The sequence below is a fragment of the Alloalcanivorax sp. genome (assembly GCF_964221125.1).
Classification (GTDB): Bacteria; Pseudomonadota; Gammaproteobacteria; order Pseudomonadales; family Alcanivoracaceae; genus Alloalcanivorax; species Alloalcanivorax venustensis.
The window spans coordinates 1-24,326 of the sequence record NZ_CAXPXK010000059.1 but is presented as its reverse complement, the minus strand read 5'-3'; the positions used below and the strand labels follow the sequence as shown (position 1 = coordinate 24,326).

The window sequence follows — 24,326 nt, the reverse complement described above, 5'->3', positions numbered from 1 at the left end:
ATCCCCAGCAGCGGTTATTCAGCAAGCGAAATGTTTCGGGAGCGTTCCACCCAGCCGTCCTGTCCATCCGGGACGATCTCGACCAGCGCGATCTGGTCGCTGGACACTTCCACGACGCGTCCGAAGTTCCTACCCATGTAGCTTCCCACCCGTACCCGGGTCACCGAGCCGGTAGGGTCTTCGATCAGGGCCTCCAGCGGATTGCTGGGCTTGGTGATGGTGCCCACCATGGCCAGCGCGTCCAGGCTGAAGCCCTCCAGGTATTGCTTGGGCCGGCTCAGATCCGGCTCCACCGGGCGCCCTTCCGGCACCTCCAGCAGCTTCTCGTCCACCGGCCGCGAAAACGGCGCCCGCAGTTTATGCGCCGCGTAGGCGTAGGTGGCGATCGGCTTGAATTCCGGCGGTGGCTCGATCCGGCCCCTCGGACGCGCCTTGATCTCCGTCATCCGCGCGTCCAGTTCATTGATGCCGGCACCGGAACCGCAGCCCTGCAGCAGCGCGGCGGCCGCCACCAGCACCAATCCGTACGCAATGGATTTACGTCCATTCATGTTCGTTCCCCTCAGGACCGGCCGCCTTTGGCCCGGTTATTCTTCTCCGTACCCTGATCGCCACCGTCGTCGTCGCCCCCGGCGTAACGGTAGGTCTTGGCGGTGATCGACATGTCCAGCATGCCCCGCGACCCGGCTTCCTCCTTGACCGGCACGATCTTGAAATCATGCAGGGTAACGATGCGCGGCAGCGCCGCCACCCCGGACACGAAAGCACCGAAACCGTGGTAATCGCCGCTCACCTGGATATCAATGGGCAACTCCGCGTAGAACTCCTTCTCGATTTCGTCCTTCAGGGCGATGGTTTCGAATTCCAGGCCACTGCCGAGACCGGTATGGGTGATGTCCTCGAGCAGGCCGGGCACCTCGGTGTCCTTGGGCAGCTGGCTTTTGAGGGTTTCAAAGCTGGCTTCCAGCTCCACCAGCTGCTGGCGGTACTGGTCCAGGTTATGGGCGCGGAACGCCTTCTGCTCGAAGCTTTCCAGCAGCGTGACTTCCTCGCGCTGCAGCTGCTCGTGGCGGGTATTGAGATCCTTGATGCTCAGGAAATAGCCCAGGCCGAGAACGAAGCCGAACACCAGCACCGCGGCGCCGATCTTCACCGGCATCGGCCAGCCGCCGACGTTCTCGAAATCCAGGCTGTTGAGCTCGTCGATCAGCTCGCGCACATCCAGGTTCTTCAGTTCGGATGCTTTCATTGCCCGGCCTCCTCGTCATCGCTGCGCGGCGAGCCCTGCTTCACGGTCAGCGCAAAGGTGTTGGCCTGGGCGCTGTCCGCGCCGTCGGCGCCGCCGCGCTCGCTCTCGTCCAGAGCGTTCACGTTGAGCAGGTTGGGCTCCACGAACCAGTCCGAAGCGGCCAGGTTACGCATCAGCCGCGAAATCCGGTTGTTGGACTCCGCCACCCCCTCGATCCGGTAGCTGTCACCGGTCCGCTCCACCAGCGTGTAGTACACGCCTTCGGGCAGGGTGCGCACCAATTGGTCGAACACATAGACGATGGTCGGGCGGTTGCCCTGCAGCTCCTGAATCACCTTCATGCGCGCCACCAGCTGGTCACGGCGGCGCTGCAACTCGTTGATTTCCTTGATCTGGGTGTCGAGTTTGGCGATCTCGCTCTGGATATGGTTATTGCGGGTCTGCTGGTCGGCGATCTGGCCTTCCACCATGCCCTTCCAGAGCCAGAAAATAAGACCCGCCAGCAGCGCGGCGAACGCCAGCATGGCGATGAACTCATGCTGGCGCTGCTTGCGTCGCTCTTCGCGCCAGGGGAGCAGGTTAATCATGGTTGTCATTGCTCGAAGCTCCTCAGGGCCAGGCCACAGGCGATCATCATCGCTGACGCGTCGTTCTCGAGCGCCTTGGCGTTAACCTTGTTGGCCAATGCCATATCGGCGAAGGGATTGGCCAGGGAGCATCCGGTGCCCACCTTTTGCTGAATCAGGTCGGGCAGTCCGTCGATCGAGGCGGAACCGCCGGCGAGCAGGATGTAGTTCACTTCGTTGAACTGGGTGGAGCCGTAGAAGAACTGCAGGGAGCGGTTGATCTGCTGGACGATGGCGTCCTTGAACGGCTGCAGAACCTCGTTTTCGTAGTCCTCCGGCAGCTCGCCGGTCTTCTTGGCCAGCCCGGCCTCCTCCATGGAGATGCCGTAGCGGCGCTGGATTTCCTCGGTGAGCTGCTTGCCGCCGAACAACTGCTCGCGGGTGTAGACGCTGCGCCCCTGGTGGAACACATTGAGCGTGGTCATGGTGGCGCCGATATCGAACACCGCCACGGTATCCAGCTCCTCGGCGTTGGGCAGGCCGGGCAGGATCAGCTGAAAGGCCCGCTCCATGGCGTAGGCCTCCACATCCACCACCTTGGGCTGCAGCCCGCCGATCTCCAGGGCGTCGGCGCGCATTTCCACGTTCTCGGTGCGCGACGCCACCACCAGCACTTCCACCCGCTCCGGGTTGTCCTCCACCGGACCGACCACCTGGAAGTCCATGCGGACCTCGTCCAGCGGAAACGGAATATACTGATCGGCTTCCACCCGGAGCTGATTTTCCATGTCGTCCTCGCTCAGCGAGGCGTCCATTTCAATCACCTTGGTGATGGTCGCCGAGCCGGGCACGGCCACCGCGGACGTCTTGATCCCCGGACGGGCACGGCCCACCAGACGGGCGACCACATCCCCGACCCCCTCAACGTCATTGATGTTCTTTTCCACCACGGCGTTTGGCGTTAGCGGTTCGACGCCGTAACTTTCGACCTTGTAGCGGTTCCCCGTTCTGGACAATTCCAGCAACTTAACCGCGGTGGAACTGATATCGATCCCCAGCAGTGTCTGGGCCTTTTTTCTGAGAAAAGGCAGCACAGTCGTCGTCCCGTGTGATTGTTTTAGAGATGTTTTTACTTCAAAAATATATACTTACGTGATTCTTATGCCTAATCACTTTAGGAGTAAGTAATAACAGAACAGATATTAGATCACAACAACCTTTCCACCGTATAATGACCTGCTTCACGGGTCTGCTAGCCCTTTCTTCTGATCGCCACAGCAGTTGCCACTTTATGCGCTCTACCGTCGTCTGGATCCGCTCCCTCGTTCTCCTCGCCCTGGCCGGTGCCGGCGGCGCTCTTCTGGTCCTCGCCGCCTGCTACTTATACCTCGCGCCTCAGTTGCCCGCCGCCGGAGCGATCCGCGAGGTGGAGTATCAGATCCCGCTGCGTATCTACACCAGCGATCACAAACTGATCGCCGAGTACGGTGAGAAACGCCGCGAGCCGATCACCTATGAGGAGGTGCCCGAGCCGTTCATCCAGGCGGTGCTGGCCGCCGAGGACGAGCGCTTCTTCGAGCACCCCGGGGTCGACCCCAAGGGCCTGCTGCGCGCCGCCGTGGAGCTGTTGCGCTACCAGGAGATCCGCTCCGGCGGCTCGACCATCACCATGCAGGTGGCGCGCAACTTCTTCCTCGACCGGGAGCAGCGCTTCCTGCGCAAGTTCAACGAGATCGTGCTGGCGATCCAGATCGAACGGATCCTCGAGAAGGAGGAGATCCTCGAGCTGTATCTGAACAAGATTTACCTGGGCCACCGGGCCTACGGCGCGGAAGCCGCCGCCCAGGTCTATTACGGCGAATCGATCAAGGACCTGTCGCTGCCCCAGTGGGCGATGATCGCCGGCCTGCCCAAGGCGCCCTCGGCCTACAACCCGATCACCAACCCGGAGCGGGCCCGCCAGCGCCGCAACTGGATCCTGTTCCGCATGGAAGAGACCGGCGCCATCGACAGCGAGCAACGCAAGCAGGCCCAGGCCGCGCCCGTCACCGCCCGCTACCACGCCGCCCGGCCGGAGGTGGAAGGCGCCTACATGGGCGAAGTCGCCCGGGTACTGGCGGAGGATCTGGTGGAGCCGGACCTGTACACCGAGGGCCTGCGCATCATCACCACCCTCAACAGCAAACGCCAGAACGCCGCCGTCACCGCCCTGCGCCAGGGTCTGCACGCCTACGACGAACGGCACGGCTGGCGCGGCCCGCTGGCGCGCATCGACGCCGGCGAGCTGCCGGAACTGGGCTGGCCCGCCGAGCGGGACACCGAGGCCGCCCCCGACACCGACCAGCCGGAGCCGGAAATGGCCCAGGAGAAAGAGCCGGACCTGCTCGACGAACTCGACGAGGACCTGGCCGCCTGGGTGGAACAGTTCAAGGACCAGGCCGATTTCGGCCCGCTGCGCACCGCCGCGGTGACCGCCGTGCGGGATCGCCAGGCGGCGGCACTGCTGCGCGACGGCAAGCAGGTGGTGCTGGACTGGGATGCCATCCGCTGGGCGCGGCCGGCCCTCAATAAAGGCTACGTGGGCGAAGCGCCGCAAACCGCCGCCGACGTGCTGGCCCCCGGCGACGTGGTCTACGTGCGCCCGGACGGCGGCGGCGAGGACGACCCCAGCTGGCGTCTGGCGCAGTTGCCGGTGGCGCAGTCCGCGCTGATCTCGCTGAACCCGGACACCGGCGCCGTGGAAGCGATGCAGGGCGGCTACAGCTTCTATGCGTCCAAGTTCAACCGCGCGCTGCAGGCCCGCCGCCAGGCCGGCTCGGTGTTCAAACCCTTCATCTACACCGCCGCCCTGGAAAGCGGCTTCACCCCGGCCACCATTATTAATGACGCGCCGCTGGTGTTCGACGACGACAAACTCAAGGACGCCTGGCGCCCGACCGGCGCCAGCGACCGCTTCTACGGCCCGACCCGGCTGCGCGAAGCGCTCTACCGCTCACTCAACCTGGTGTCGATCCGCATCCTGCGTCAGGTCGGTATCAGCCAGGCCATGAACACCCTGGACCGGTTCGGGCTGCCCACCAAACGCTTCCAGCGCGACCTGTCGTTGGCGCTGGGCAGCGCCTCGGTGACACCGCTGGAGATCGCCCGCGCCTACTCGGTGTTCGCCAACGGCGGCTACCGGGTGGACCCCTGGTTCATCGAACGCATCGAGGACAAGGACGGCAAGGTGCTCTGGAAGGCCCCGCGGGTGGAGCGCTGTGAAGCCCCCTGCGCGGTGGTCACCGCCGACAGCGAGGTCGCCGCGGAGCCGGAAACCGACGACGACGGCAAGCCGATCCAGCCGCCGCCGACCATGGCGCCCCGGGTGATCGACGAGAACACCGCCTGGCTGATGCATTCCATCCTCCAGGACGTGGTCAAGCGCGGCACCGGCAGCGACGCCCGTCGCCTGGGCCGTTCGGACCTGGCCGGCAAGACCGGCACCACCAATGACCAGGTGGACGCCTGGTTCTCTGGCTATTCACCGGAGCTGGTGGCCACCGTGTGGGTGGGTTTCGACAACCCGGCTTCCCTGGGTAACGGCGAGTACGGCGGCCGCGCCGCCCTGCCCACCTGGATCGACTACATGGGCGTGGCCCTGGAAGGGGTCGAAGAGATCCAGCCGCCGCAGCCGCCGGGCGTGGTGTCGGTGCGCATCGACCCGGACAGCGGCCTGCAGGCCCGCCCGGAGAACGAGGCCGCGATCTTCGAATACTTCCGCGAGGACAATGTGCCGGAGCTGGAAGCGCCGCACAGCGGCGACGGCCGCTCGCCGGAACAGATCTTCTAGGCGGCGGAGGCCGCTCCCACAGAAGCATAAAAAAGGGCCGGCAATGCCGGCCCTTTTCGATTGGCGCTTAGCGAGCGGTCCGCTTTACAGCTCGGGGAAAATCTCGTCGAGCGAATTCAGCGGGTAGTGGGACGGGTAACCCTTGCGGGCCACGCCGGATTCCACCGCCGCGTTGGCCACCGCCGCCGACACCCGGCCCAGCAGGCGCGGGTCGTTGGGCTTGGGAATGATGTATTCCGGCCCGAAGTTGAGCGGCTCGCCGCCGTAGGCGTCCAGCACTTCCTTGGGCGGCGCTTCGCGCACCAGCTCGGCGATGGCGTGCACCGCCGCCAGCTTCATCTCCTCGTTGATCGAGGTGGAGCGCACGTCCAGGGCACCGCGGAACATGTACGGGAAGCACAGCACGTTGTTCACCTGGTTCGGGTAGTCCGAACGGCCGGTGGCGATGATGGCGTCGGAGCGCACCGATTTGGCCACTTCCGGGCGGATCTCTGGGTCCGGGTTGGCGAGCGCGAAGATGATCGGCTTGTCGGCCATCTTCTTGACCATCTCCGGCGTCAGCATGTCCGGGCCGGAGACACCGATGAACACATCGGCGCCTTCCACGGCATCGTCCAGGGTGCGCTTGTCGGTGTCGTTGGCGAGCGCCGCCTTGTACTGGTTGAGGTCGTCGCGGCGGCTGTGGATCACGCCCTTGCGGTCGAGCACCAGGATGTTCTCCTTGCGCGCGCCCATCTCGATCAGCAGCCGCACGGAGGCGACGCCGGCGGCACCGGCGCCCACGCACACCACTTTGATGTCCTGGATGCGCTTCTTCTGGATCTCCAGCGCGTTGAGCAGGCCGGCGCCCACCACGATGGCGGTGCCGTGCTGGTCGTCGTGGAACACCGGCACGTCGCACAGCTCCTTGAGCACGCGCTCGATCTCGAAGCATTCCGGCGCGCGGATGTCTTCCAGATTGATGCCGCCGAAGGTGCGGTGGATGCGCACCACGGTATCGATAAAGGCCTGCGGGTCCTCGGCGTCCACTTCGATATCGAACACGTCGATGCCGGCGAACAGCTTGAACAGGATGCCCTTGCCTTCCATCACCGGCTTGGACGCCAGCGCGCCCAGATTGCCCAGGCCAAGGATCGCGGTACCGTCGCTGATCACCGCCACCAGGTTGCCCTTGGAGGTGAAACGATAGGCCAGTTCCGGTTCCCGGGCGATTTCACGCACGGGCTCCGCCACGCCGGGGCTGTAAGCCAGGCTGAGGTCGCGGCTGGTCTTGGCCGGTTTGGTCACCTCAACGCTGATCTTCCCCGGACGCGGTTTGGCGTGATATTCCAGGGCCGCCTTTTTTAAATCCTCGGACATGGTGGTCTCCGCTTCCCGCTCTGGGACAAAGCCAGTCTAGGCTGATAAAAGAGTATGACGCGTGATTCCGAACGCAAAAAGCACCCTGGCGGGTGCTTTTTGCAGGCAAGAAACAGTGGAAGCAGACTCGCTTACTTTTTCTTGCCTGAGCTGATCACGCCGAAACGTTGCTTGAACTTGTCGACCTGGCCACCGCTCTCGGCCTGCTTCTGCTTGCCGGTGTAGAACGGGTGGCACTGCGAGCACACGTCCACCTCGAAAGAGCCGCCACGAGTGGAACGGGTTTCGATCACATTCCCGCAGCTGCAGGTAATGGACACGTCCTGGTAATCGGGATGAATCTCTGATTTCATAGCAAAGCTCCTTCAGGTGTCGCCACCCGAACCTGCGCTGGACTGCGCTCTGTCGGGCACCACACTTGCTTGCGCCGGGCAAAAGTGAGCGCGAATCATAACAGCTTGACACCGATGCGCAAGAGATAAACCGGAACCTTCCGTGCCTTCTGAGTCCATCATACAGGTCGCCCTGCCGGTGCCCCTGCCGGGATGCTTCGACTACCGCCTGCCGGCGGGATCGCCGACGCCGCCCCGAGGCGCCCGCGTGCAGGTGCCGTTCGGCCGCCGCACCCTGGTGGGGCTGGTCCACGGCCACCAGCCCAGCCAGTTCGCCAAACTCAAGAACGTGCAGCGCGTCCTCGACCAGGAAGCGGTCATCGACGAGGCGCTCTATACCCTTTGTGAGCGGGCCGCCCGCTACTACCACCATCCGCTCGGCGAAGTGCTGGGGTTCGTGCTGCCGGCGCTGCTGCGCCAGGGCCAGCCGGCGCTGGCCGGCGGCGAGGTGCGCTGGCGGCTCACCGACCGTGGCCACCACGTCAGCGACGACCGCCTGACCCGCGCACCCCGCCAGCTACAGGCGCTCACCGTATTAAAGGAACACCCGGACGGCCTGACCCCGGCGATGCTGGAGGCGCTGTCGGTCTCCAAATCGGCGCTGCAGGCCCTGCGCGACAAGGAATGGGTGGAACGGGTGGAGCTGCAGCCGGAGGCCGCCGGCACCCCCGCCGAAGTGCTCGCCGAGCCGGCCCTGGCCGCCAACCCGGAACAGCGCGCCGCCATCCACGCCATCGTCGACGCCCAGGGCTTCCAGCCGTTCCTGCTCGACGGCGTCACCGGCAGCGGCAAGACCGAGGTCTACCTGCAGGCCATGGCGCCGGTGCTGGCCGCCGGCAAACAGGTGCTGATGCTGGTGCCGGAGATCGGCCTGACGCCCCAGACCCTGCGCCGCTTCCGCCAGCGCTTCGCGGTGCCGGTGACGGTGCTGCATTCCGGCCTCACCGACCGCGAGCGCCTGGACGCCTGGGTGGCCGCCCGGGACGGCCGGGCGCGCATTATCATCGGCACCCGCTCGGCGGTGTTCACGCCGCTCGCCCACCCGGGGCTGATTATCGTCGACGAAACCCACGACGCCTCCCTGAAACAGCAGGACGGCTTCCGCTACCACGCCCGCGACCTGGCCACCTGGCGCGCCCAGCAACTGGCGGTGCCGGTGGTGCACGGCAGCGCCACCCCGGCGCTGGAGACCCTGCACCTGGCCCGCACCGGCCGCTACCACTGGCTGCGCCTGACGCGCCGCGCCGGCGACGCGGGGGCGCCGCCCATCGAGCTGCTCGACGCCCGCGACACCACCCCGGACCGTCCGCTGCTGCCCACCGCCCTCAAGGCGATCCGCGACACCCTGGCGCGCGGCGAGCAGGCGCTGGTGTTCCTTAACCGGCGCGGCTTCGCCCCGGTGATTCTGTGCCGGGACTGCGGCTGGCAGGACGAATGCCCGCGCTGCGACAGCCTGATGACCTGGCACCGCAGCGAACAGCAACTGCGCTGCCACCATTGCGGCCACCAGCACCGGGTGCCGCAGCGCTGCGGCGACTGCGGCTCCACCAACCTCACCGACGCCGGCGCCGGCACCGAAAAACTGGAAGCGCTGCTGGAAAAGGAGTGCGAGCAGGTCAAAGGCGGCGCGCCGGTGGTGCGCATCGACCGCGACACCACCCGCCGCAAGGGCAGCCTGGACGCCAAGCTGGCGCAGATCCAGAAAGGCGAACCGGCGGTGCTGGTGGGCACGCAGATGCTCGCCAAGGGCCACCATTTCCCGCGCCTGAGCCTGGCGGTGATCACCAATATGGACGCCGGCTTCCTGAGCGCCGACTTTCGCGGCCCGGAGCAGGCCGCCCAGCTGCTGCTGCAGGTGGCCGGCCGCAGCGGCCGCCAGGACCGCCCCGGGCGGGTGCTGATGCAGAGCCGCCACACCGACCACAACCTGGTGCAGCTGGCCGCCGCCGGCGACTATCAGGCGCTCGCCAATACCCTGCTGGAAGAACGGCGCGGCGCCGGCTGGCCGCCGTTCGGCCACCTCGCCCTGCTGCGCTGCGAGGCGATGACCATGGCCCAGGCGCTCACCTTTCTGGACGAGTGCGCCGCCGGGCTGCCGGCGCTGGACAACGTCCACGTGCTGGGGCCGGTGCCGGCGCCGATGGAGAAGCGCGCCGGCCGCTACCGCGCCCAGCTGCTGCTGCAAAGCAACCAGCGCCCGGCCCTGCACGGCCTGCTCGATGCGCTGATGGAACACGCCCGCGCCCTGCCTTCCGGGCGCCGCTGCCGCTGGCACCTGGACGTGGACCCGATCGACCTATTGTGAACGGGGCCTAGGGGGCGGCATTCCCTTTCCGATTGCCGTACAATCGCCCGTCCATCCAATGGCCGCGATGAAGCATGAAAGACCGCCTGATACCCCTGATCGAACACGCTCTGGACACCCTGCGCGACAACGGCACCCTGCCCGGCGATGCCCGGCCCCCGGTGCAGATTGATCGCACCAAGGACAAAAGCCACGGCGACTTCGCCACCAACATCGCCCTGATGCTGGCCAAGCCCGCCGGGCTCAAGCCCCGCGATCTGGCCCAGTCCCTGATCGAGGCGCTGCCCGATGACCCGGCGGTGGCCAAGGTGGAAATCGCCGGCCCCGGGTTCATCAATTTCTTCCAGGCCGCCCAGTGGCTGAGCGGTCAGCTGGAAGCGGCGCTCGACGACCCCTACCTGGCGGTGCCGCGCCCGCAGCACGCCCAGACCGTGGTGGTGGACTATTCCTCACCCAACCTGGCCAAGGAAATGCACGTCGGCCATCTGCGCTCCACCATCATCGGTGACGCCGTGGTGCGCACGCTTTCCTTCCTGGGCCATAAGGTGGTGCCGCAGAATCACGTCGGCGACTGGGGCACCCAGTTCGGCATGCTGCTCGCCTACCTGGAAGAGCAGAAAGACCAGGAGAGCGGCGAGCAGCTCAACCGGGAACTGGGCGATCTGGAGAACTTCTACCGCGCCGCCAAGCAGCGCTTCGACGAGTCACCGGAGTTCGCCGACCGGGCCCGGGCGCTGGTGGTCAAGCTGCAGTCCGGCGACGATTACTGCCTGTCCCTGTGGCGCGAGTTCAACCAGGTGTCCCTGAGCCACTGCGACGCGGTCTACCGCCGCCTGGGCGTCACCCTGGGCCCCGACGACGTGCGCGGCGAAAGCGCCTACAACGACGACCTGGCCCGGGTGGTCGCCGACCTCGACAAGGCCGGCCTGCTCACCGAGGACCAGGGCGCCCAGTGCGTGTTCCTGGACGAGTTCAAAAACAAGGACGGCGACCCGCTGCCGGTGATCGTGCGCAAGGCGGACGGCGGCTACCTGTACGCCACCACCGACCTGGCGGCGCTGCGCTACCGCGCCGGCACCCTGGGCGCCGACCGCATCCTGTATTTCGTCGACCAGCGCCAGGCGCTGCATTTCCAGCAGATTTTCACCGTCGCCCGGCGCGCCGGCTTCGTCGGCGAAGGCGTGGACCTGGCGCATATGGGCTTCGGCACCATGAATGGTCCGGACGGCCGCCCCTTCAAGACCCGCGACGGCGGCACCGTCAAACTGATCGACCTGCTCGACGAAGCGGAGCAGCGCGCCTATGACCTGGTGCGTTCGAAAAACGCGGATCTGGAAGACGGCGAGCTGCGCGACATCGCCCGCTCGGTGGGCATCGGCGCGGTCAAGTACGCCGACCTGAGCAAAAACCGCAGCAGCGACTACATCTTCGATTTCAATCAGATGCTCAGCTTCGACGGCAACACCGCGCCCTATTTGCTGTACGCCTACACCCGGGTGGTGAGCGTGTTCCGCAAGGCCGGGCTGGCGCTGGACCAGGTGCAGAGCCAGGTGAGCGGCGATTTTCAGCTTGAGCACGACGCGGAGCAGGCGCTGGCCGCCCGCCTGGTGCAGTTCGGCGAAGTGATCGGCCAGGTGGCCGACAAGGGCCAGCCGCACTTCCTGTGCGCCTACCTGTACGATCTCGCCGGCCTGTTCTCCGCCTTCTATGAACACTGCCCGATTCTCGCCGTGGACGACCCGGCGATCCGCGCCAGCCGCCTGAAACTGGCGGCGCTCACCGCGCGCACCCTGTCACGGGGCCTGGCGCTGTTGGGCCTGACACCCCTGGAGCGTATGTAATGGCGAAGAACACCTCGCGCCGTGGCGCCAGTCGCGGCGGCTCGAAAAAGCAGTCGCGCCAGGTACCCGGCTGGGTCTGGCTGTTCACCGGCGTCATCGGCGGCCTGTTCGTGGCGTTTCTGGTCCATCTCGCCCAGGTGCAGATGGAACAGGGCCGCACCGGCGGCGGTGACCGCACCGCGGTCGAGAAACCGCAACCCGAGGAAAAAGACAGCGACGGCGCCGCCAAGGACGACCAGCCCAAGTTCGACTTCTACGCGGTCTTGCCGAAGATGGAAGTGATCGTGCCCAAGGGTGAAGGCGACGAGCAGGAAGCCAGCCGGGGCGGCGGTGACGATACCGCCGAAGGCGAAAAGACCGCCGACAAGCCGGTGGCCGGACGCCACGACAAGCGCTTCCTGCTGCAGGCCGGCAGCTTCCGCAACGAGAAGGACGCCGACCGGCGCCGCGCGGAGCTGATCCTCAAGGGTTACCAGGCGCGCATTCAACCGGTGGACATGGACAACGGCGACACCTGGCACCGGGTGATGATCGGCCCCTATGACAACATCAACACGCTGCACCGCGCCCAGGACAAACTGGCCGCCAACGGCGTGGAGACTCTGCCGATTCAGTTGAAAGACTAACAGGCGTCTGAAAACCCGCGCTTGAAAACCTCCTGCCCCACCCGCACATCCTGTTCAAATCAGGATAAGGAGGTTTCCGTGGAGCAATATCACGGCACGACCATCGTCTCGGTCCGACGCGGCAATAACGTCGTGATCGGCGGCGACGGCCAGGTAACGCTGGGCAATACCATCATGAAGGGCAACGCGCGCAAAGTGCGCCGCCTCTACCACGGCAAGGTGATCGCCGGTTTCGCCGGCGGCACCGCCGACGCCTTCACGCTGTTCGAACGCTTCGAAGCCCAGCTGGAAAAACATCAGGGCCACTTGGTGCGCGCCGCCGTGGAGTTGGCCAAGGACTGGCGCACCGACCGCGCCCTGCGCCGCCTGGAAGCGCTGCTCGCCGTGGCGGACAAGGAAAACTCCCTGATCATCACCGGTAACGGCGACGTGGTGGAGCCCGAAGAAGGGCTGATCGCGATCGGCTCCGGCGGCCCGTTCGCGCAATCCGCCGCCAGCGCCCTGCTGCACAACACCGACCTGCCGGCCCGCGACGTGGTGGCGCAAAGCCTGAAAATCGCCGGCGACATCTGCATCTACACCAACCAGAATCACACCTTTGAGGAGATCGAATAGTGTCCTCCTTGTCTCCCCGTGACATCGTCAGCGAACTCAACCGGCACATCGTCGGCCAGGAAAACGCCAAGAAGGCGGTGGCCCTGGCCCTGCGCAACCGCTGGCGGCGCATGCAGCTGCCGGAAGAGATGCGCGCCGAAGTGGCGCCCAAGAACATCCTTATGATCGGCCCCACCGGCGTCGGTAAAACCGAAATCGCGCGGCGCCTGGCGAAACTGGCCGACGCGCCCTTCCTGAAGATCGAAGCCACCAAATTCACCGAGGTGGGCTATGTGGGCCGGGACGTGGAATCCATCATCCGCGATCTGATGGAAGTGGCGATCAAATTGCTGCGCGAAAAGGAAATGGCCCGCGTGCGGCACAAGGCGGAGGACGCCGCCGAGGACCGGGTGCTCGACGCCCTGCTGCCCAACGCCCGCGGCGAGCAGGCCGACAATGATTCCAACACCCGCCAGATCTTCCGCAAAAAACTGCGCGAAGGCGAACTGGACGACAAGGAAATCGAAGTCGAAGTCAGCGCCAACCCGCAGGGCGTGGAGATCATGGCGCCGCCGGGCATGGAAGAAATGACCAGCCAGCTGCAGCAGATGTTCTCGCGCATGGGCGGCAGCGGCCGCAAAAAATCGCAGAAGCTGAAAGTGCGCGAAGCACTGCGCCTGCTGCGTGACGAAGAGGCGGCCCGCTTCGTCAACGAAGACGAGCTCAAGGTGCAGGCCATCGACGTGGTGGAAAACCACGGCATCGTCTTTATCGATGAGCTGGACAAGGTGGCCAAGCGCTCCGAGACCGGCGGCACCGACGTGTCCCGCGAAGGCGTGCAGCGCGATCTGCTGCCGTTGATCGAAGGCTCCACGGTCAGCACCAAGTACGGCATGGTGCGCACCGACCACATTCTGTTCATCGCCTCCGGCGCCTTCCACCTGGCCAAGCCCAGCGACCTGATCCCGGAGCTGCAGGGCCGCCTGCCGATCCGCGTCGAGCTGAGCGCGCTCACCCCCGAGGAATTCGAGCGCATCCTTACCGAGCCCAAATGCTCGCTCACCGAGCAGTACAAGGCGCTGCTCGCCACCGAGGGGCTCAACCTGGAACTCACCGACGACTGCATCCGCCGGATCGCGGAAGTGGCCTGGCAGGTCAACGAGCGCACCGAGAACATCGGCGCCCGCCGCCTGCACACGGTGATGGAAAAGCTGCTCGAGGAAATCAGCTACGACGCCGACGACCTGGCCACCCAGTACCACGACAAACCGCTGGTGCTGGACGCCGAAGCCGTCGACCGCTACCTCGGCGAACTGGCCTCCGACGAAGACCTCAGCCGCTACATCCTCTAGCGGCTTGTAGGAGCGGGCCTGTGGGAGCGGGCCCGCTCCCACAATTCACCTGCCATCAGGCACCGTCCCCGCTTTCTGCTATCATCGCCCGCCGGAGGATCCGTCATGAACGCCGGTAGCAACTGCAAAATCATCTGGAACGTTTCTTCGCGCTGCGCCAGCACGGCGATGATGCGCTGTTCCTGGCCCGCCTGGGCCGGGTGCAGGCGTTCCAGCGCCAGCGCCTGATGGACACCCACCAGGCCCTGCTCGAGGACCCGGCGCTGCGCCCCGGCGTCACCTTCCTGCTCGACGACGTCTACGGCGGTCGCGACCTGCTGCCGGTGGCGCGCGAGATCCGTCGCGCCCTGCCCAAGGCCATGCGCCTGCTGCCGGAAAAAGTGATGGCCACCTCCGCCGACGCGCTGGAAGCGGCGATCATCACCCAGGAACTGGACGAGGCCCTGGTCGGGGTGCTCGGCGAGCGCCTCGACCTGCCCCTGGACGACGATGCCTACGGCGACGGCTACCGGGCCGCCGGCCACCCCGAACAGCGCCGCCGGCAACTGCAACTGGTGGCCGGTTTAGGGCATCATATCGACCGCTATGTGCGCTCGCGGATGGTGCAGACCACCTTCCGGCTGGTGCGCCGCCCGGCCCATGCGGCGGGCTTCGCGAACCTGTATGATTTCATGGATCGCAGTTTCCGTGTGATGAAACCGGTACCCAGCGTGGGCCGCCTTCTCGAGCGCATCGCCGCCCGTGAAGCGCGCATCATGGACCGGCTGTTCGACCGGCATCCCGCTCCCTTCAAGGACGTCCCCAATGAGTAACAACGACGACAACAAGGTCACCCACTTCGGCTATCAACAGGTGCCCTGGCAGGAAAAACAGCAGCGGGTGGCGGGCGTGTTCCGGTCGGTGGCGGCCAAGTACGACGTCATGAACGACCTGATCTCCATGGGCAGCCACCGGGTGCTCAAGCGCATGACCCTGGAGCTGGCCGGCGTGCGCCCGGGCCAGAAGGTGCTGGACCTGGCCGGCGGCACCGGCGACCTGGCGATCAAGTTTTCCCGCCTGGTGGGCGACAGCGGCCAGGTGGTGCTGGCCGACATCAACGACGCCATGCTGGCGGTGGGCCGCGACCGGCTGATCGACGCCGGCTGCGGCCACAATACCCAGGTCGCCCAGGTCAACGGCGAATGCCTGCCGTTCGAGGACAACAGCTTCCACTGCATCACCATCGCCTTCGGCCTGCGCAACATCACCGACAAGGACGCCGCCCTGCGCTCCATGCTGCGCGTGCTCAAGCCCGGCGGCCGGCTGCTGGTGCTGGAGTTTTCCCACCCGGTGCACAAGCCGCTGTCCAAGCTTTACGACCTCTACTCCTTCGCGGTCTGGCCGCGGCTGGGCAAGCTGGTGGTCAACGATTCCGAAAGCTACCGCTATCTCGCCGAATCGATCCGCATGCACCCGGATCAGGACACCCTGAAGGGCATGATGACCGAAGCCGGTTTTCAGCGTAGCGAATACTTCAACATGCTGGGCGGCATCGTCGCCCTGCACCGGGGGTTCAAGGTCTGATGCGCGAGCCCGGTCTTATTTCCACCACCGCCATTGCCAGCGTGGAGCGCGCCATCAACGCGGCGCTGCGCTCCGACCCGGCCACCGCCGCGCGGCTCAGCCGCCACGCCGGCCGTCTGCTGGCGGTGCATCTGACGCTGCCGCCGCTGCGCCTCTATACGTTGATCGTCGAGGAAGGCGTGGAGCTTTACCTGCGCAGTGACGCCGAACCGGACGTGAGCGTTACCGGCAACCCGGTGGATCTGGCCGCCCTGCTGCTGGATTGGCGCCGCCAGCCCAATGTGATCGGCGGCACCCTGCGCGTGGAAGGCAACCGGGAACTGCTGCAGGACGTGCGCGACCTGGCCGCCAACCTGGACCTGGACTGGGGCGCCCTGCTGGAACCGGTGATCGGCGGCGAGATGGCCCAGCAGCTGGACCAGGGCGCGCGGCGCCTGTTCGGCTGGGCCCGCCAGGCGTTCGACCGCCTCGGCCACCAGATGGGTGACTACATCGGCGGCGAGTCCGGCCTGCTGGCGCTGCGCCGCGACGTCTACGAGTTCTACCAGGACGTGGACGAGCTGCGCGGCGACGTGGACCGGCTGGACGCCCGGATACAACGCCTGAAAGGGAGCCCGCGCCCCTGATGCCGCCGATCAGCCGCCTGCTGGTGGTCGCCCATGTGGCGTGCCGCTACCGCCTGTTATCCCTGCTGCCGCCCCACCCGGCCCGTCCTTTTCTGGTGCTGCTGCAGTATCTGGTGCCCTCCAGCTGGCTGGGCACCGGCCAACTCAGCGAGGGCGAGCGCCTGAAGCTGGCGCTGGAGCGCCTGGGCCCGATTTTCATCAAGTTCGGCCAGCTGATGGCCACCCGCCGGGACATGCTGCCGCCGGAATGGACCGAGGCCCTGGCGCACCTGCAGGACCGGGTGGCGCCGTTCGACGGCGCCCAGGCCCGGCGGCTGGTGGCGGCCAGCCTGCCGCGTCCGCTGGACGAGGTCTTCGAGCATTTCGACGACACGCCGCTGGCCTCCGCCTCGGTGGCCCAGGTGCACCCCGCCACCTTGCTCGACGGCGGCCAGGTGGTGGTCAAGGTGCTGCGCCCTGGCGTCGAGCAGCGCGTGGAGCGCGACCTCAAGGTGATGGGCTTCGGCGCCCGGCTGCTGGAAGCGCTGTGGGCGGACTCGCGCTACTTCCACCCGCGCAAGGTGGTGCACGACTATCAGACCGTGATCCGCGCCGAGCTGGACCTGGGGCGCGAAGCAAGCAACAGCGAGGCCATGCGCCGGCACTTCCTGTTCAGCCCGCTGCTGTACATCCCCGCCGTGCATCTGGCGCTGTCGTCGCGCCGGGTGATGGTGTCCGACCGCATTCACGGCATCCCGGTCAACGACATCGAAGCGATCCGCGCCGCCGGCATCGACCCGCGCGTGCTCGCCGAACGCGGCGTGGAGATCTTCTTCGCCCAGGTGTTCCGGCATAACTTCTTCCACGCCGACATGCACCCGGGCAACATCTTCGTTAATCCGGAGCACCCGGAGTCACCACAATACATGGCGGTGGACTGCGCCATCGCCGGGCGCCTCTCCAAGCAGGACCTGAACGTGCTGGGCCGCATGGTGCTGGCGGTGATGCGCGAGGATTACCCGGGCCTGGTGGACCAGGTGATCCGCGCCGGCTGGGCACGCGGGCCGGTGGACCGCCACCGCTTTGAGCAGGCGGTCACCGAGATCATCGCGCCGGTGCGCGGCGCCGACCTGGAGAGCATGGAGTTCGCGCCGCTGGTGCTGCGCCTGTTCGACCTGGCCCGGGACTACCACATCGAAGCGCCGGTGCAGTACATCCTGCTGATGAAGACCCTGGTGCACATCGAAGGCCTGGGGCGCAGCATCTACCCGCGGCTGGACATCTGGACCGTGGGCCGGCCGCTGCTGGAAGCCTGGATGATGGAGGAGTACGGCCCCGCCGCCACCGCCAACAAGCTGCGCAACCGGCTGCCGGAGTGGGCGGCGCAGCTGCCGGACATGCCGGAGCTGCTGCGCGACGGCCTGGAGAGCCTGCGCCACCAGCCCCAGCAGCAGCGGGAAATGGCGCACTACTTTGAAACCGGCCTGCGCCGCCACCGGCACAAGATGCTGGGCGGCCTGGGCGGTCTGGGCCTGGCCGCGCTGGCGGCGGTGGACGCCCTGCACGGCGCCGGCCAGTGGGCCTGGCCGATGGCCGCCGGCGCCCTGGTGCTGCTGGCCTGGGCCTGCCGGCGCTAGTCATGTCCACGTTAGGGTCTGGCGCCGGCCGGTGCTAAACTGGCGCTGTATTTGGAGACACCATGTCCGATATCCTCAACCAGCTTCACCAGGTCCTGGAACAGCGCAAAGGCGCCGCGCCGGATTCGTCCTATGTGGCCAGCCTGTACGATAAGGGCCTGAACAAGATTCTCGAGAAGGTCGGCGAGGAAGCGGTGGAAACCCTGCTCGCCGCCCGCGACACCGACGCCGGCGGAGACCCCAAGGCGCTGATCAACGAAACCGCCGACCTGTGGTTTCATTCGCTGATCATGCTGGCCCATCTGGGGCTCGGTCCGGACCAGGTCCTGGCAGAGCTGGAGCAACGCTTCGGCCTGTCCGGCCATGACGAAAAAGCCGCTCGTAGCGAGCGAGGAGACTAACCATGTTTTCCGGTATCAGTATCTGGCAACTGCTCATTATCCTGGCCATCGTGGTGCTGCTGTTCGGCACCAAGAAACTGCGCAACATCGGTAACGATCTGGGCGGCGCGGTCAAAGGCTTCAAGGACTCGGTCAAGGACGGCGAGGACGAGCAGAACAGCAAGCGCCTGGCCGACGACGACAGCGACACGCACACCAGCAAGCAGGAAAAACACAAGGACCAGGTCTGATACGCCACGGAGCGACGGCCCATGTTTGATATCGGCTTTTCCGAACTGGCGTTGATTTCCATCATCGGTCTGGTGGTGCTGGGCCCGGAGCGTCTGCCCAAGGCGGCGCGCACGGTGGGCTATTGGGTCGGCCGGGCGCGCTCCACCTTCAACCATCTGCGCAATGAGCTGGAGCGCGAAGCGCTCAACCAGGACATGCGCGAACGGATGGAAAAGCAGATGCGCGAAATGGGCCTGGACGAAGACAGCATCCGCGAGGCCCGCGACAGCCTGCTGTCGCCGGACGAAGTGGCCCGCGCCCGGCGCCGGCCGGAGACCCTCGACCAGCCCGACAATCAGGACAACGGCCAGACGCCGGAGGCCGAGAAGAAACCGAATGAGTGAAGAGCGCCGCGACGACCAACGCCCCGATGACACCCCGCAAACCCTGGTCAGCCATCTGCTCGAACTGCGCAACCGCCTGCTGAAAACCCTGGTGGTGGTGTTGGTGATCTTCCTGGGGCTGTTCTACTTTTCCCGCGACCTCTACACCCTGGTGGCACGCCCGCTGATGGACGCCATGCCGGCGGGCACCAACATGATCGCCACCGGCGTGGCATCGCCCTTCCTGGCGCCGTTCAAGCTGACGCTCTACCTGAGCATCTTCGTGGCGATGCCTTTCATTCTCCACCAGGCCTGGGCGTTCGTGGCGCCGGGCCTGTACCGCCACGAGAAAAAGCTGGCGGTGCCGCTGCTGGCCAGCAGCGTGCTGCTGTTCTACGGCGGCGCCGCCTTCGCCTACTTCGTGGTGTTCCCGCTGATGTTCCAGTTCTTCACCACCATTGCCCCGGAAGGGGTGGCGGTGACCACCGACATCAGCAGTTATCTGGATTTCGTGCTGGCGCTGTTTCTGGCCTTCGGCGTCGCCTTCGAGCTGCCCATCGCCATCGTGCTGATGGTGGCCACCGGCATCACCACCGTGGAAAAGCTGGCCGCGTCACGGGCCTACGTGGTGGTGGCCTGCTTCGTGATCGGCATGATGCTGACGCCACCGGACATCATCAGCCAGACCCTGCTGGCGGTGCCCATGTGGCTGCTGTTCGAGATCGGCCTGGTGTTCGGGCGCATGGTGCGCCGCCAGCAACTGGACCGCGAACAGGAAGACCCTCAGAACCGGTAGCCCGACGCCGGCGTGGCCCGGGCCTCGACGCCGGACTCCGACACCGGGGCCGGCGCCCGATCCGGCTCGGCCGGGGTGGAAGCCGGCGCCTCCGCCGGCGCCGGGGGACGCGCCGCGCATTCGTTATCCTGCATGAACGCCACCAGACGATCACGCACCGCCGGATCGCGAACGCTCTGGGTATGCCCGCCCTTCAGGGGTTGAAACGTCTTGGGGGGCCGAGCCGCCGCATAGAGCCGACGGCCCTGCTGGTAAGGCACCACCGGATCCTCCTTGCTGTGCAGGATCAACAGGGGCCGGGGCGCCAGGTCCGCCACGTGGCGCTCGGGATCGTTGGCGCGCGCCGGCAAGGTGGGCAGCACCATCCAGCGCAGCGGCCAGAGCAGCCAGCTGCGCGCCATCACGTCCGAGGCCACGTCCCGGTAGCTGGCGAACGGCGCCTCCAGCATCACGCAATCGACAAAGCCGTCGTTACGCTCGCGGGCCAGCACCCCGGTGGCCATGGCGCCGCCCAGGCTTTGCCCGAACAGCACCAGCGGGGCGCCCTCCAGGCGGCGCGATTGCGCCAGCCAGTCCAGGCCCAGCTGAATATCGGCCTGGGCGCCCTCCAGATCCGGATCCCCCTCGGACAAGCCGTAACCCCGGTAGTCGAGCAGGAAGACGTTATATCCCCGCTCCGGCAACCAGTGCACGTTCATCAGATGGGTGCTGATGTTCTGGGCATTGCCGTGCAGGAAATAAACCGTCCCGCGGGCGGTGCCCCGGGCGGGCAGCCACCAGCCGTGGATACGCAGGCCGTCGGGGTGTATCAGCACCACGTCTTCATAGTCGAGCCCCTGGCGGGCCGGGTTCTGGACCCAGGGCTCCATGGGGTAGAAGAACAGGCTGCTGCAACCCTGGAGAAGCAAGGCCAGACAAACGGCCGGAATCAGTCGAAATACCATCGCCACTGTACTTTGAATTCGGTTTCGCCGTCGCCGCGCCAACCCTCGCGCTCCAGTGAGGCGCGCAGGCCGTGCTCACGGGCCAGGGCATACTGTACCGCCAAGGTGGAACGGTGGCGGTACACGTCATTACTGAAATAGTGGCCGGCACTGCTCACCTGCCACTGCCAGCGACCGGCATGATACAGCATCCCGGCTTCGGCGCCGCCGCCGGGCGTGATCAGGGGGCCGAAATCACTGTTGTTCTCCGCCCGAACGCTGGCCAGCAGATAGGGCTGCCAGGGTCCGCTGCGCCAGCTGCCGCCGGCGCCGCCCTGCACATAACGGGTCAGCCGCCGCCGTCCGGCCCAGGCCCTCTCCAGGCCGCCCTCCACATACCAGCTCAGCGGTTTGGAGAAGCGGCCACGCGGCGACAGCGAGCGAATGCTCACCAGGTCCAGCTCTTCAAGCCGGGCGGCGCCGGATTCGGTGCTGCGCAGGGTGATGCCCAGCCCCTGGATCTGGGCGCCGTCCAGAAAGCCGCGGCGGTTGTCCAAAAGGTCGTGGTAGGTAAGCCGGTAGCTGACTTCACCGAAGTCGTCACTGCCCCGCTGGCCACCGGACGCCGCCAGCATCTGCGACCCGTGGCCGGATTCCGGCGGCGCTTTATCCGGCAGCTCCGGGTCCTCCACCGAGGGCAGCCGGTTGACCAGCGTCAGCAACGCGAAGGAACGGCCGGCGATGTCCTCGGTGCGTGCCGCCTTGCGGTTAACGAAGCGCACGTAGCTGTAGGCGGTACGCGCCATCATCGCCTGCCGCCGGGGCGGCCGCGACTGAAAGGCGTCACTCTCCGCCACCGCCGGGTCCGCCGCCAGGCGCCGGGCCAGCGCCTGCTCCTGGTCGTCGAGCCGGTCACGCAAAGCGGCCAGCTCCACTTCCTTGGAGGGCCGGTAGTGGCGCTCCGTCACCAGGCCGCGCTGATCCAGCGCGCGCACCGTATTCACCGGCAGCTCGGCGAAACGCAGCTCATCCAGCAGCCCGCTTTGCGGACGCGCCACCTGAATCAGCTCGAGCAGGCGGAAAGAGCAGTTCTCGTCGAAGAAGTAGTAGTCGAAGTTAATATCCTTCAGCTCCCAGAGGTGGTCGATCATCCAATCGATCTGGCTCTGGTCCAGCTTCAGGGTGTACTCCCAGATATCCCGGCTCTCCATGTTCGAGTACTGCTGGATCTTCTGAACATAGGGCACCAGGTTGAAGCGGCCCGGATAGCCGCCCGCCAGCCCCCGGTAAATATAGAACAGCGAGTTATCCTGCTCGGTGGTCACGGCGCCGAAGTTGATCGCCCAGGACAGCCACACGGCGCCGTCGTCATCGCCCTGGTCCAGCCGCAGCAGGGTGTGACCGAACATGGAGGACGGGCTGTTCAAATAGGAGGCGGGGAAAACCAGCACCGCGCGCTTGGCGTGCACCGAGCGACGCCACTCCTGATACTCCGCGCAATGGGCGAACGGCTCCGCTTCCCGCCAACCGAGTGCTTCGGCGACGAAACGATAGCGGGCGGGAAAGCGGCAACGGGCCGGGGAGGCTTCCTGCTTCAGCGCCTCCACCGTGGACGCCAGCTCCGAGACCGGATTAGCGGCGCCGTCGGCGGCCAGGAAAAAGTCCGCGTCATCCACATAGCTGCGCTGGCGGTCGCGCAGGGTGGCGCCGGGGTTGATATGCAAAAGCGCCTGCCAGCGTGGCTGTTGTGCAAGCTGTTCCAGGTCCCGGGCCTGGGCGACGGTTGTGCAAAACAATACCAGGACGCACAGCAAGGCGGCACGCATGCGAATTCCATCTTCAGGTGGGGACTTAAAACCCGCCTCCGGACGGAGGCGGGCTCATGGGGCAGTTTTTATACGTACTTAGCCAGTTTTTGATCGTTCTGCATGACGGCGGTGATCTGCTGCATCACTTCACCGGCACTGACGTCCTGACGGGGAAAGATGGACGCGAAGTTTTCGTGCATCACGCTGTTGAAATAAGCGCGGTCGTCACCGGAAACGCCGATGGAAACGGACAGCGCAGTCAGGGCTTCGCCCTCGCCGGTGGCCATGTCCTGAGCCACTTCTTCCAGCACGCCGTTCATGCTGAGCAGGCTTTCGCCGCTGTAGGTCAGCGCACCGTTGGTGTCACAACCGTTGGTGCCACTGGTCATACCGAAGGTGGCGTTACCGGAGGTGCCGTTAACGATGGTAGCCAGCAGGTGTACCGGCATGCCGGACTTGCCTTCAAAAATCAGGTTACCCCAACCACAGCCGGGACCACCCGGAGCGACGGCTTGAGCGGAAACGGAAGCGCCCAGCAGCGCTGCTGCCAACAATACTTTTTTCATAAATATCTCCATTTATTTACGCTTTCTGGTTGCGCCCCCATGCGGTTTCCCCCGGGAGCTTAAAATTCATCATAAAGCAGGGTCACGTCTTTGCAACATAAGGGGACAGCAACGGCGTCACAGATTGATAAGGAAGGTTACCGGCCCGTCGTTGACCAGGCTCACCTGCATATCGGCGCCGAATTCCCCCTCGGCGACCGGCAGCCCCGAATCACGCAGGCCGGCGGCCAGCGCATCGCACAGGCGCCGAGCCTCCTGAGGCTCCGCGGCCCGGGAAAAACTGGGCCGCAGGCCTTTCCCGGTGTCCGCCGCCAGGGTGAACTGCGACACCAGCAGCACCGAGCCGCCGACATCGCCCACGCTGCGGTTCATCCTGCCCTGCTCATCGGCGAACATCCGGTAGCCGGCGATCCGGCCGGCCATCCGTTCCACGGTGGCGTCGTCATCGCCACGCTCCATGCCCACGAACGCCAGAAGCCCGGAATCGATCGCGCCGACCACCCGGCCGGAAACCCGCACTTCCGCCGACGTTACCCGCTGCAATAAAACTCTCACCCGGCCTCCTTAATTTGCACGCCTTGAACCCGATCGCCGGGCCATCATTGCCCGTCCGTTATGGGCGCACCATAATCGGTTCTGGTTCCCACTGCTATTGAGGCCTATGCCGCACCGACCGCTGTTTCTCATCGCCCTGCTCGTGTCACTCTCCGGCTGCCAGTTATGGGCGCCGCCCGACGAAGGCAGCCGCCTTCCGGCGCCGCCGTTCGGCGAGTACCGGGAGATTCAGCGGGGCCTGGAAATGCGCGTCGGCGACGACATCCATGCCGCCCGGGCCCGCTTCAGCCTGACGCCGGACAGCACCCATATCGTGATCACCAATGAGCGTGACGAACTGATGGTGGAAATGCGCTACCAGCAGAAGCGCCTGCAGGTTCGCCGCACCCCGCGGCTGCCGCCGGCGATATCCGCCGACGATCTGATCGCCGATCTGCAGCTGGCGCTGTGGCCGCTGGAACGGCTGCGCGCCGGGCTCACGCCGGGCTGGACCCTGGCCGCCGACGACGAGGGGCGGATACTGCGGTTCAACGGCACCACCGAGGCCCAGGTGGACTACCAGAGCGACGAGCCGTCCAGCCGGCCGCTGCCGGTGTATAACGCCCGCCACGATTACCTGCTGATTCTCAGCCCCGCCGACCCAGGCGCCTGACCGCCGCCACCAGCGCCTCGGCGATGGCCGGCTCGGCGCTGCTGTGCCCCGCCGCCGGCACCCAGTTGAGCCGGCTGTCAGGCAGCGCCTGGTGCAGCAGCCAGGCCTGCTCCG

Annotated in this window: 25 protein-coding genes; 15 read left to right on the top strand and 10 right to left on the bottom strand. The window is 66.1% G+C overall.

The features are described from left to right. Positions 1-14 precede the first annotated feature (14 nt). The 4 genes from ACEQZD_RS07590 to ACEQZD_RS07575 are packed head-to-tail and all read right to left on the bottom strand — an operon-like array spanning position 15 to position 2,909. Positions 15-551, bottom strand: coding sequence for a pilus assembly protein PilP (locus ACEQZD_RS07590; protein WP_142948260.1), 537 nt, complete (start codon positions 549-551; stop codon positions 15-17). A gap of 11 nt (positions 552-562) precedes the next feature. Beyond that, positions 563-1,249, bottom strand: a complete 687-nt coding sequence (locus ACEQZD_RS07585) for a type 4a pilus biogenesis protein PilO (protein ID WP_142948259.1) — start codon at positions 1,247-1,249, stop codon at positions 563-565. Continuing rightward, complete coding sequence (locus ACEQZD_RS07580; RefSeq protein WP_142948258.1) at positions 1,246-1,845, bottom strand: PilN domain-containing protein; 600 nt, start codon at positions 1,843-1,845, stop codon at positions 1,246-1,248. The genes ACEQZD_RS07585 and ACEQZD_RS07580 overlap by 4 nt, the downstream gene beginning before the upstream one ends. Continuing rightward, positions 1,842-2,909 (bottom strand): pilus assembly protein PilM, encoded by a 1,068-nt coding sequence (locus ACEQZD_RS07575; RefSeq protein ID WP_142948257.1) that lies wholly within the window; start codon positions 2,907-2,909, stop codon positions 1,842-1,844. The genes ACEQZD_RS07580 and ACEQZD_RS07575 overlap by 4 nt, the downstream gene beginning before the upstream one ends. Positions 2,910-3,106: 197 nt before the next feature. Between ACEQZD_RS07575 and ACEQZD_RS07570 the strand changes: the two genes are divergently transcribed. Beyond that, a complete protein-coding gene (locus tag ACEQZD_RS07570; RefSeq protein ID WP_335629212.1) occupies positions 3,107-5,644 on the top strand; it encodes a penicillin-binding protein 1A in 2,538 nt (845 codons plus the stop codon). A gap of 84 nt (positions 5,645-5,728) precedes the next feature. On the opposite strand, the gene ACEQZD_RS07565 is transcribed toward ACEQZD_RS07570, so the two are convergent. After that, on the bottom strand, positions 5,729-7,003 hold the full coding sequence (locus ACEQZD_RS07565) for a malic enzyme-like NAD(P)-binding protein (protein WP_142948255.1): 1,275 nt from the start codon (positions 7,001-7,003) through the stop codon (positions 5,729-5,731). Between the two features lie 131 nt (positions 7,004-7,134). After that, positions 7,135-7,356 (bottom strand): 50S ribosomal protein L31, encoded by a 222-nt coding sequence (gene rpmE / locus ACEQZD_RS07560; protein WP_067612876.1) that lies wholly within the window; start codon positions 7,354-7,356, stop codon positions 7,135-7,137. Between the two features lie 142 nt (positions 7,357-7,498). Here rpmE and ACEQZD_RS07555 point away from each other — a divergent pair, with 142 nt between their 5' ends. The 13 genes from ACEQZD_RS07555 (at position 7,499) to tatC (ending at position 19,708) form a co-directional block, all read left to right on the top strand. Then, a complete protein-coding gene (locus ACEQZD_RS07555; RefSeq protein ID WP_142948254.1) occupies positions 7,499-9,700 on the top strand; it encodes a primosomal protein N' in 2,202 nt (733 codons plus the stop codon). A 74-nt stretch (positions 9,701-9,774) separates the two neighbouring features. After that, positions 9,775-11,541 (top strand): arginine--tRNA ligase, encoded by a 1,767-nt coding sequence (gene argS, locus ACEQZD_RS07550; RefSeq protein ID WP_370184768.1) that lies wholly within the window; start codon positions 9,775-9,777, stop codon positions 11,539-11,541. Then, on the top strand, positions 11,541-12,167 hold the full coding sequence (locus ACEQZD_RS07545) for an SPOR domain-containing protein (RefSeq protein ID WP_142948252.1): 627 nt from the start codon (positions 11,541-11,543) through the stop codon (positions 12,165-12,167). Before argS ends, ACEQZD_RS07545 begins: the two co-directional genes overlap by 1 nt. Positions 12,168-12,245: 78 nt before the next feature. Beyond that, complete coding sequence (gene hslV / locus ACEQZD_RS07540; RefSeq protein WP_194854943.1) at positions 12,246-12,782, top strand: ATP-dependent protease subunit HslV; 537 nt, start codon at positions 12,246-12,248, stop codon at positions 12,780-12,782. After that, entirely contained in the window at positions 12,782-14,113 is a 1,332-nt protein-coding gene (gene hslU, locus ACEQZD_RS07535) for an ATP-dependent protease ATPase subunit HslU (protein WP_067609724.1), read from the top strand. The genes hslV and hslU overlap by 1 nt, the downstream gene beginning before the upstream one ends. 200 nt (positions 14,114-14,313) lie before the next feature. Further along, a complete protein-coding gene (locus ACEQZD_RS07530; RefSeq protein ID WP_372530069.1) occupies positions 14,314-14,925 on the top strand; it encodes a hypothetical protein in 612 nt (203 codons plus the stop codon). Beyond that, a complete protein-coding gene (ubiE, locus tag ACEQZD_RS07525; protein WP_142948248.1) occupies positions 14,918-15,676 on the top strand; it encodes a bifunctional demethylmenaquinone methyltransferase/2-methoxy-6-polyprenyl-1,4-benzoquinol methylase UbiE in 759 nt (252 codons plus the stop codon). The genes ACEQZD_RS07530 and ubiE overlap by 8 nt, the downstream gene beginning before the upstream one ends. Continuing rightward, positions 15,676-16,302, top strand: a complete 627-nt coding sequence (locus tag ACEQZD_RS07520; RefSeq protein ID WP_370184762.1) for an SCP2 domain-containing protein — start codon at positions 15,676-15,678, stop codon at positions 16,300-16,302. The genes ubiE and ACEQZD_RS07520 overlap by 1 nt, the downstream gene beginning before the upstream one ends. Next, positions 16,302-17,918 (top strand): AarF/UbiB family protein, encoded by a 1,617-nt coding sequence (locus ACEQZD_RS07515; protein ID WP_370184760.1) that lies wholly within the window; start codon positions 16,302-16,304, stop codon positions 17,916-17,918. The genes ACEQZD_RS07520 and ACEQZD_RS07515 overlap by 1 nt, the downstream gene beginning before the upstream one ends. Before the next feature lie 62 nt (positions 17,919-17,980). Beyond that, positions 17,981-18,319 (top strand): phosphoribosyl-ATP diphosphatase, encoded by a 339-nt coding sequence (locus ACEQZD_RS07510; RefSeq protein WP_067609203.1) that lies wholly within the window; start codon positions 17,981-17,983, stop codon positions 18,317-18,319. A 2-nt stretch (positions 18,320-18,321) separates the two neighbouring features. Beyond that, positions 18,322-18,549 (top strand): Sec-independent protein translocase subunit TatA, encoded by a 228-nt coding sequence (gene tatA / locus ACEQZD_RS07505; protein ID WP_370184758.1) that lies wholly within the window; start codon positions 18,322-18,324, stop codon positions 18,547-18,549. A 21-nt stretch (positions 18,550-18,570) separates the two neighbouring features. Continuing rightward, positions 18,571-18,933: a Sec-independent protein translocase protein TatB gene (gene tatB / locus ACEQZD_RS07500; protein WP_142948244.1), complete on the top strand. Its 363-nt coding sequence runs from the start codon at positions 18,571-18,573 to the stop codon at positions 18,931-18,933. Next, positions 18,926-19,708, top strand: a complete 783-nt coding sequence (tatC, locus tag ACEQZD_RS07495) for a twin-arginine translocase subunit TatC (RefSeq protein ID WP_194854948.1) — start codon at positions 18,926-18,928, stop codon at positions 19,706-19,708. The genes tatB and tatC overlap by 8 nt, the downstream gene beginning before the upstream one ends. Here tatC and ACEQZD_RS07490 read toward each other — a convergent pair. The 4 genes from ACEQZD_RS07490 to dtd all read right to left on the bottom strand — a co-directional run bounded on the left by ACEQZD_RS07490 (position 19,696) and on the right by dtd (position 23,560). Next, complete coding sequence (locus ACEQZD_RS07490) at positions 19,696-20,652, bottom strand: alpha/beta hydrolase (protein WP_370184755.1); 957 nt, start codon at positions 20,650-20,652, stop codon at positions 19,696-19,698. The two genes, tatC and ACEQZD_RS07490, sit on opposite strands and share 13 nt — an antisense overlap. Then, a complete protein-coding gene (locus ACEQZD_RS07485; RefSeq protein ID WP_370184753.1) occupies positions 20,637-22,457 on the bottom strand; it encodes a DUF4105 domain-containing protein in 1,821 nt (606 codons plus the stop codon). The genes ACEQZD_RS07490 and ACEQZD_RS07485 overlap by 16 nt, the downstream gene beginning before the upstream one ends. A gap of 68 nt (positions 22,458-22,525) precedes the next feature. After that, a complete protein-coding gene (locus tag ACEQZD_RS07480) occupies positions 22,526-23,005 on the bottom strand; it encodes a DUF3015 domain-containing protein (RefSeq protein WP_194854951.1) in 480 nt (159 codons plus the stop codon). A gap of 117 nt (positions 23,006-23,122) precedes the next feature. After that, the gene (gene dtd, locus ACEQZD_RS07475; protein WP_370184751.1) at positions 23,123-23,560 is read right to left on the bottom strand and encodes a D-aminoacyl-tRNA deacylase; all 438 of its coding nucleotides are present in this window, start codon (positions 23,558-23,560) and stop codon (positions 23,123-23,125) included. Between the two features lie 106 nt (positions 23,561-23,666). On the opposite strand from dtd, the gene ACEQZD_RS07470 reads away from it, so the two are divergent. Continuing rightward, entirely contained in the window at positions 23,667-24,212 is a 546-nt protein-coding gene (locus ACEQZD_RS07470) for a DUF3261 domain-containing protein (RefSeq protein ID WP_335629219.1), read from the top strand. Positions 24,213-24,326 lie beyond the last annotated feature (114 nt).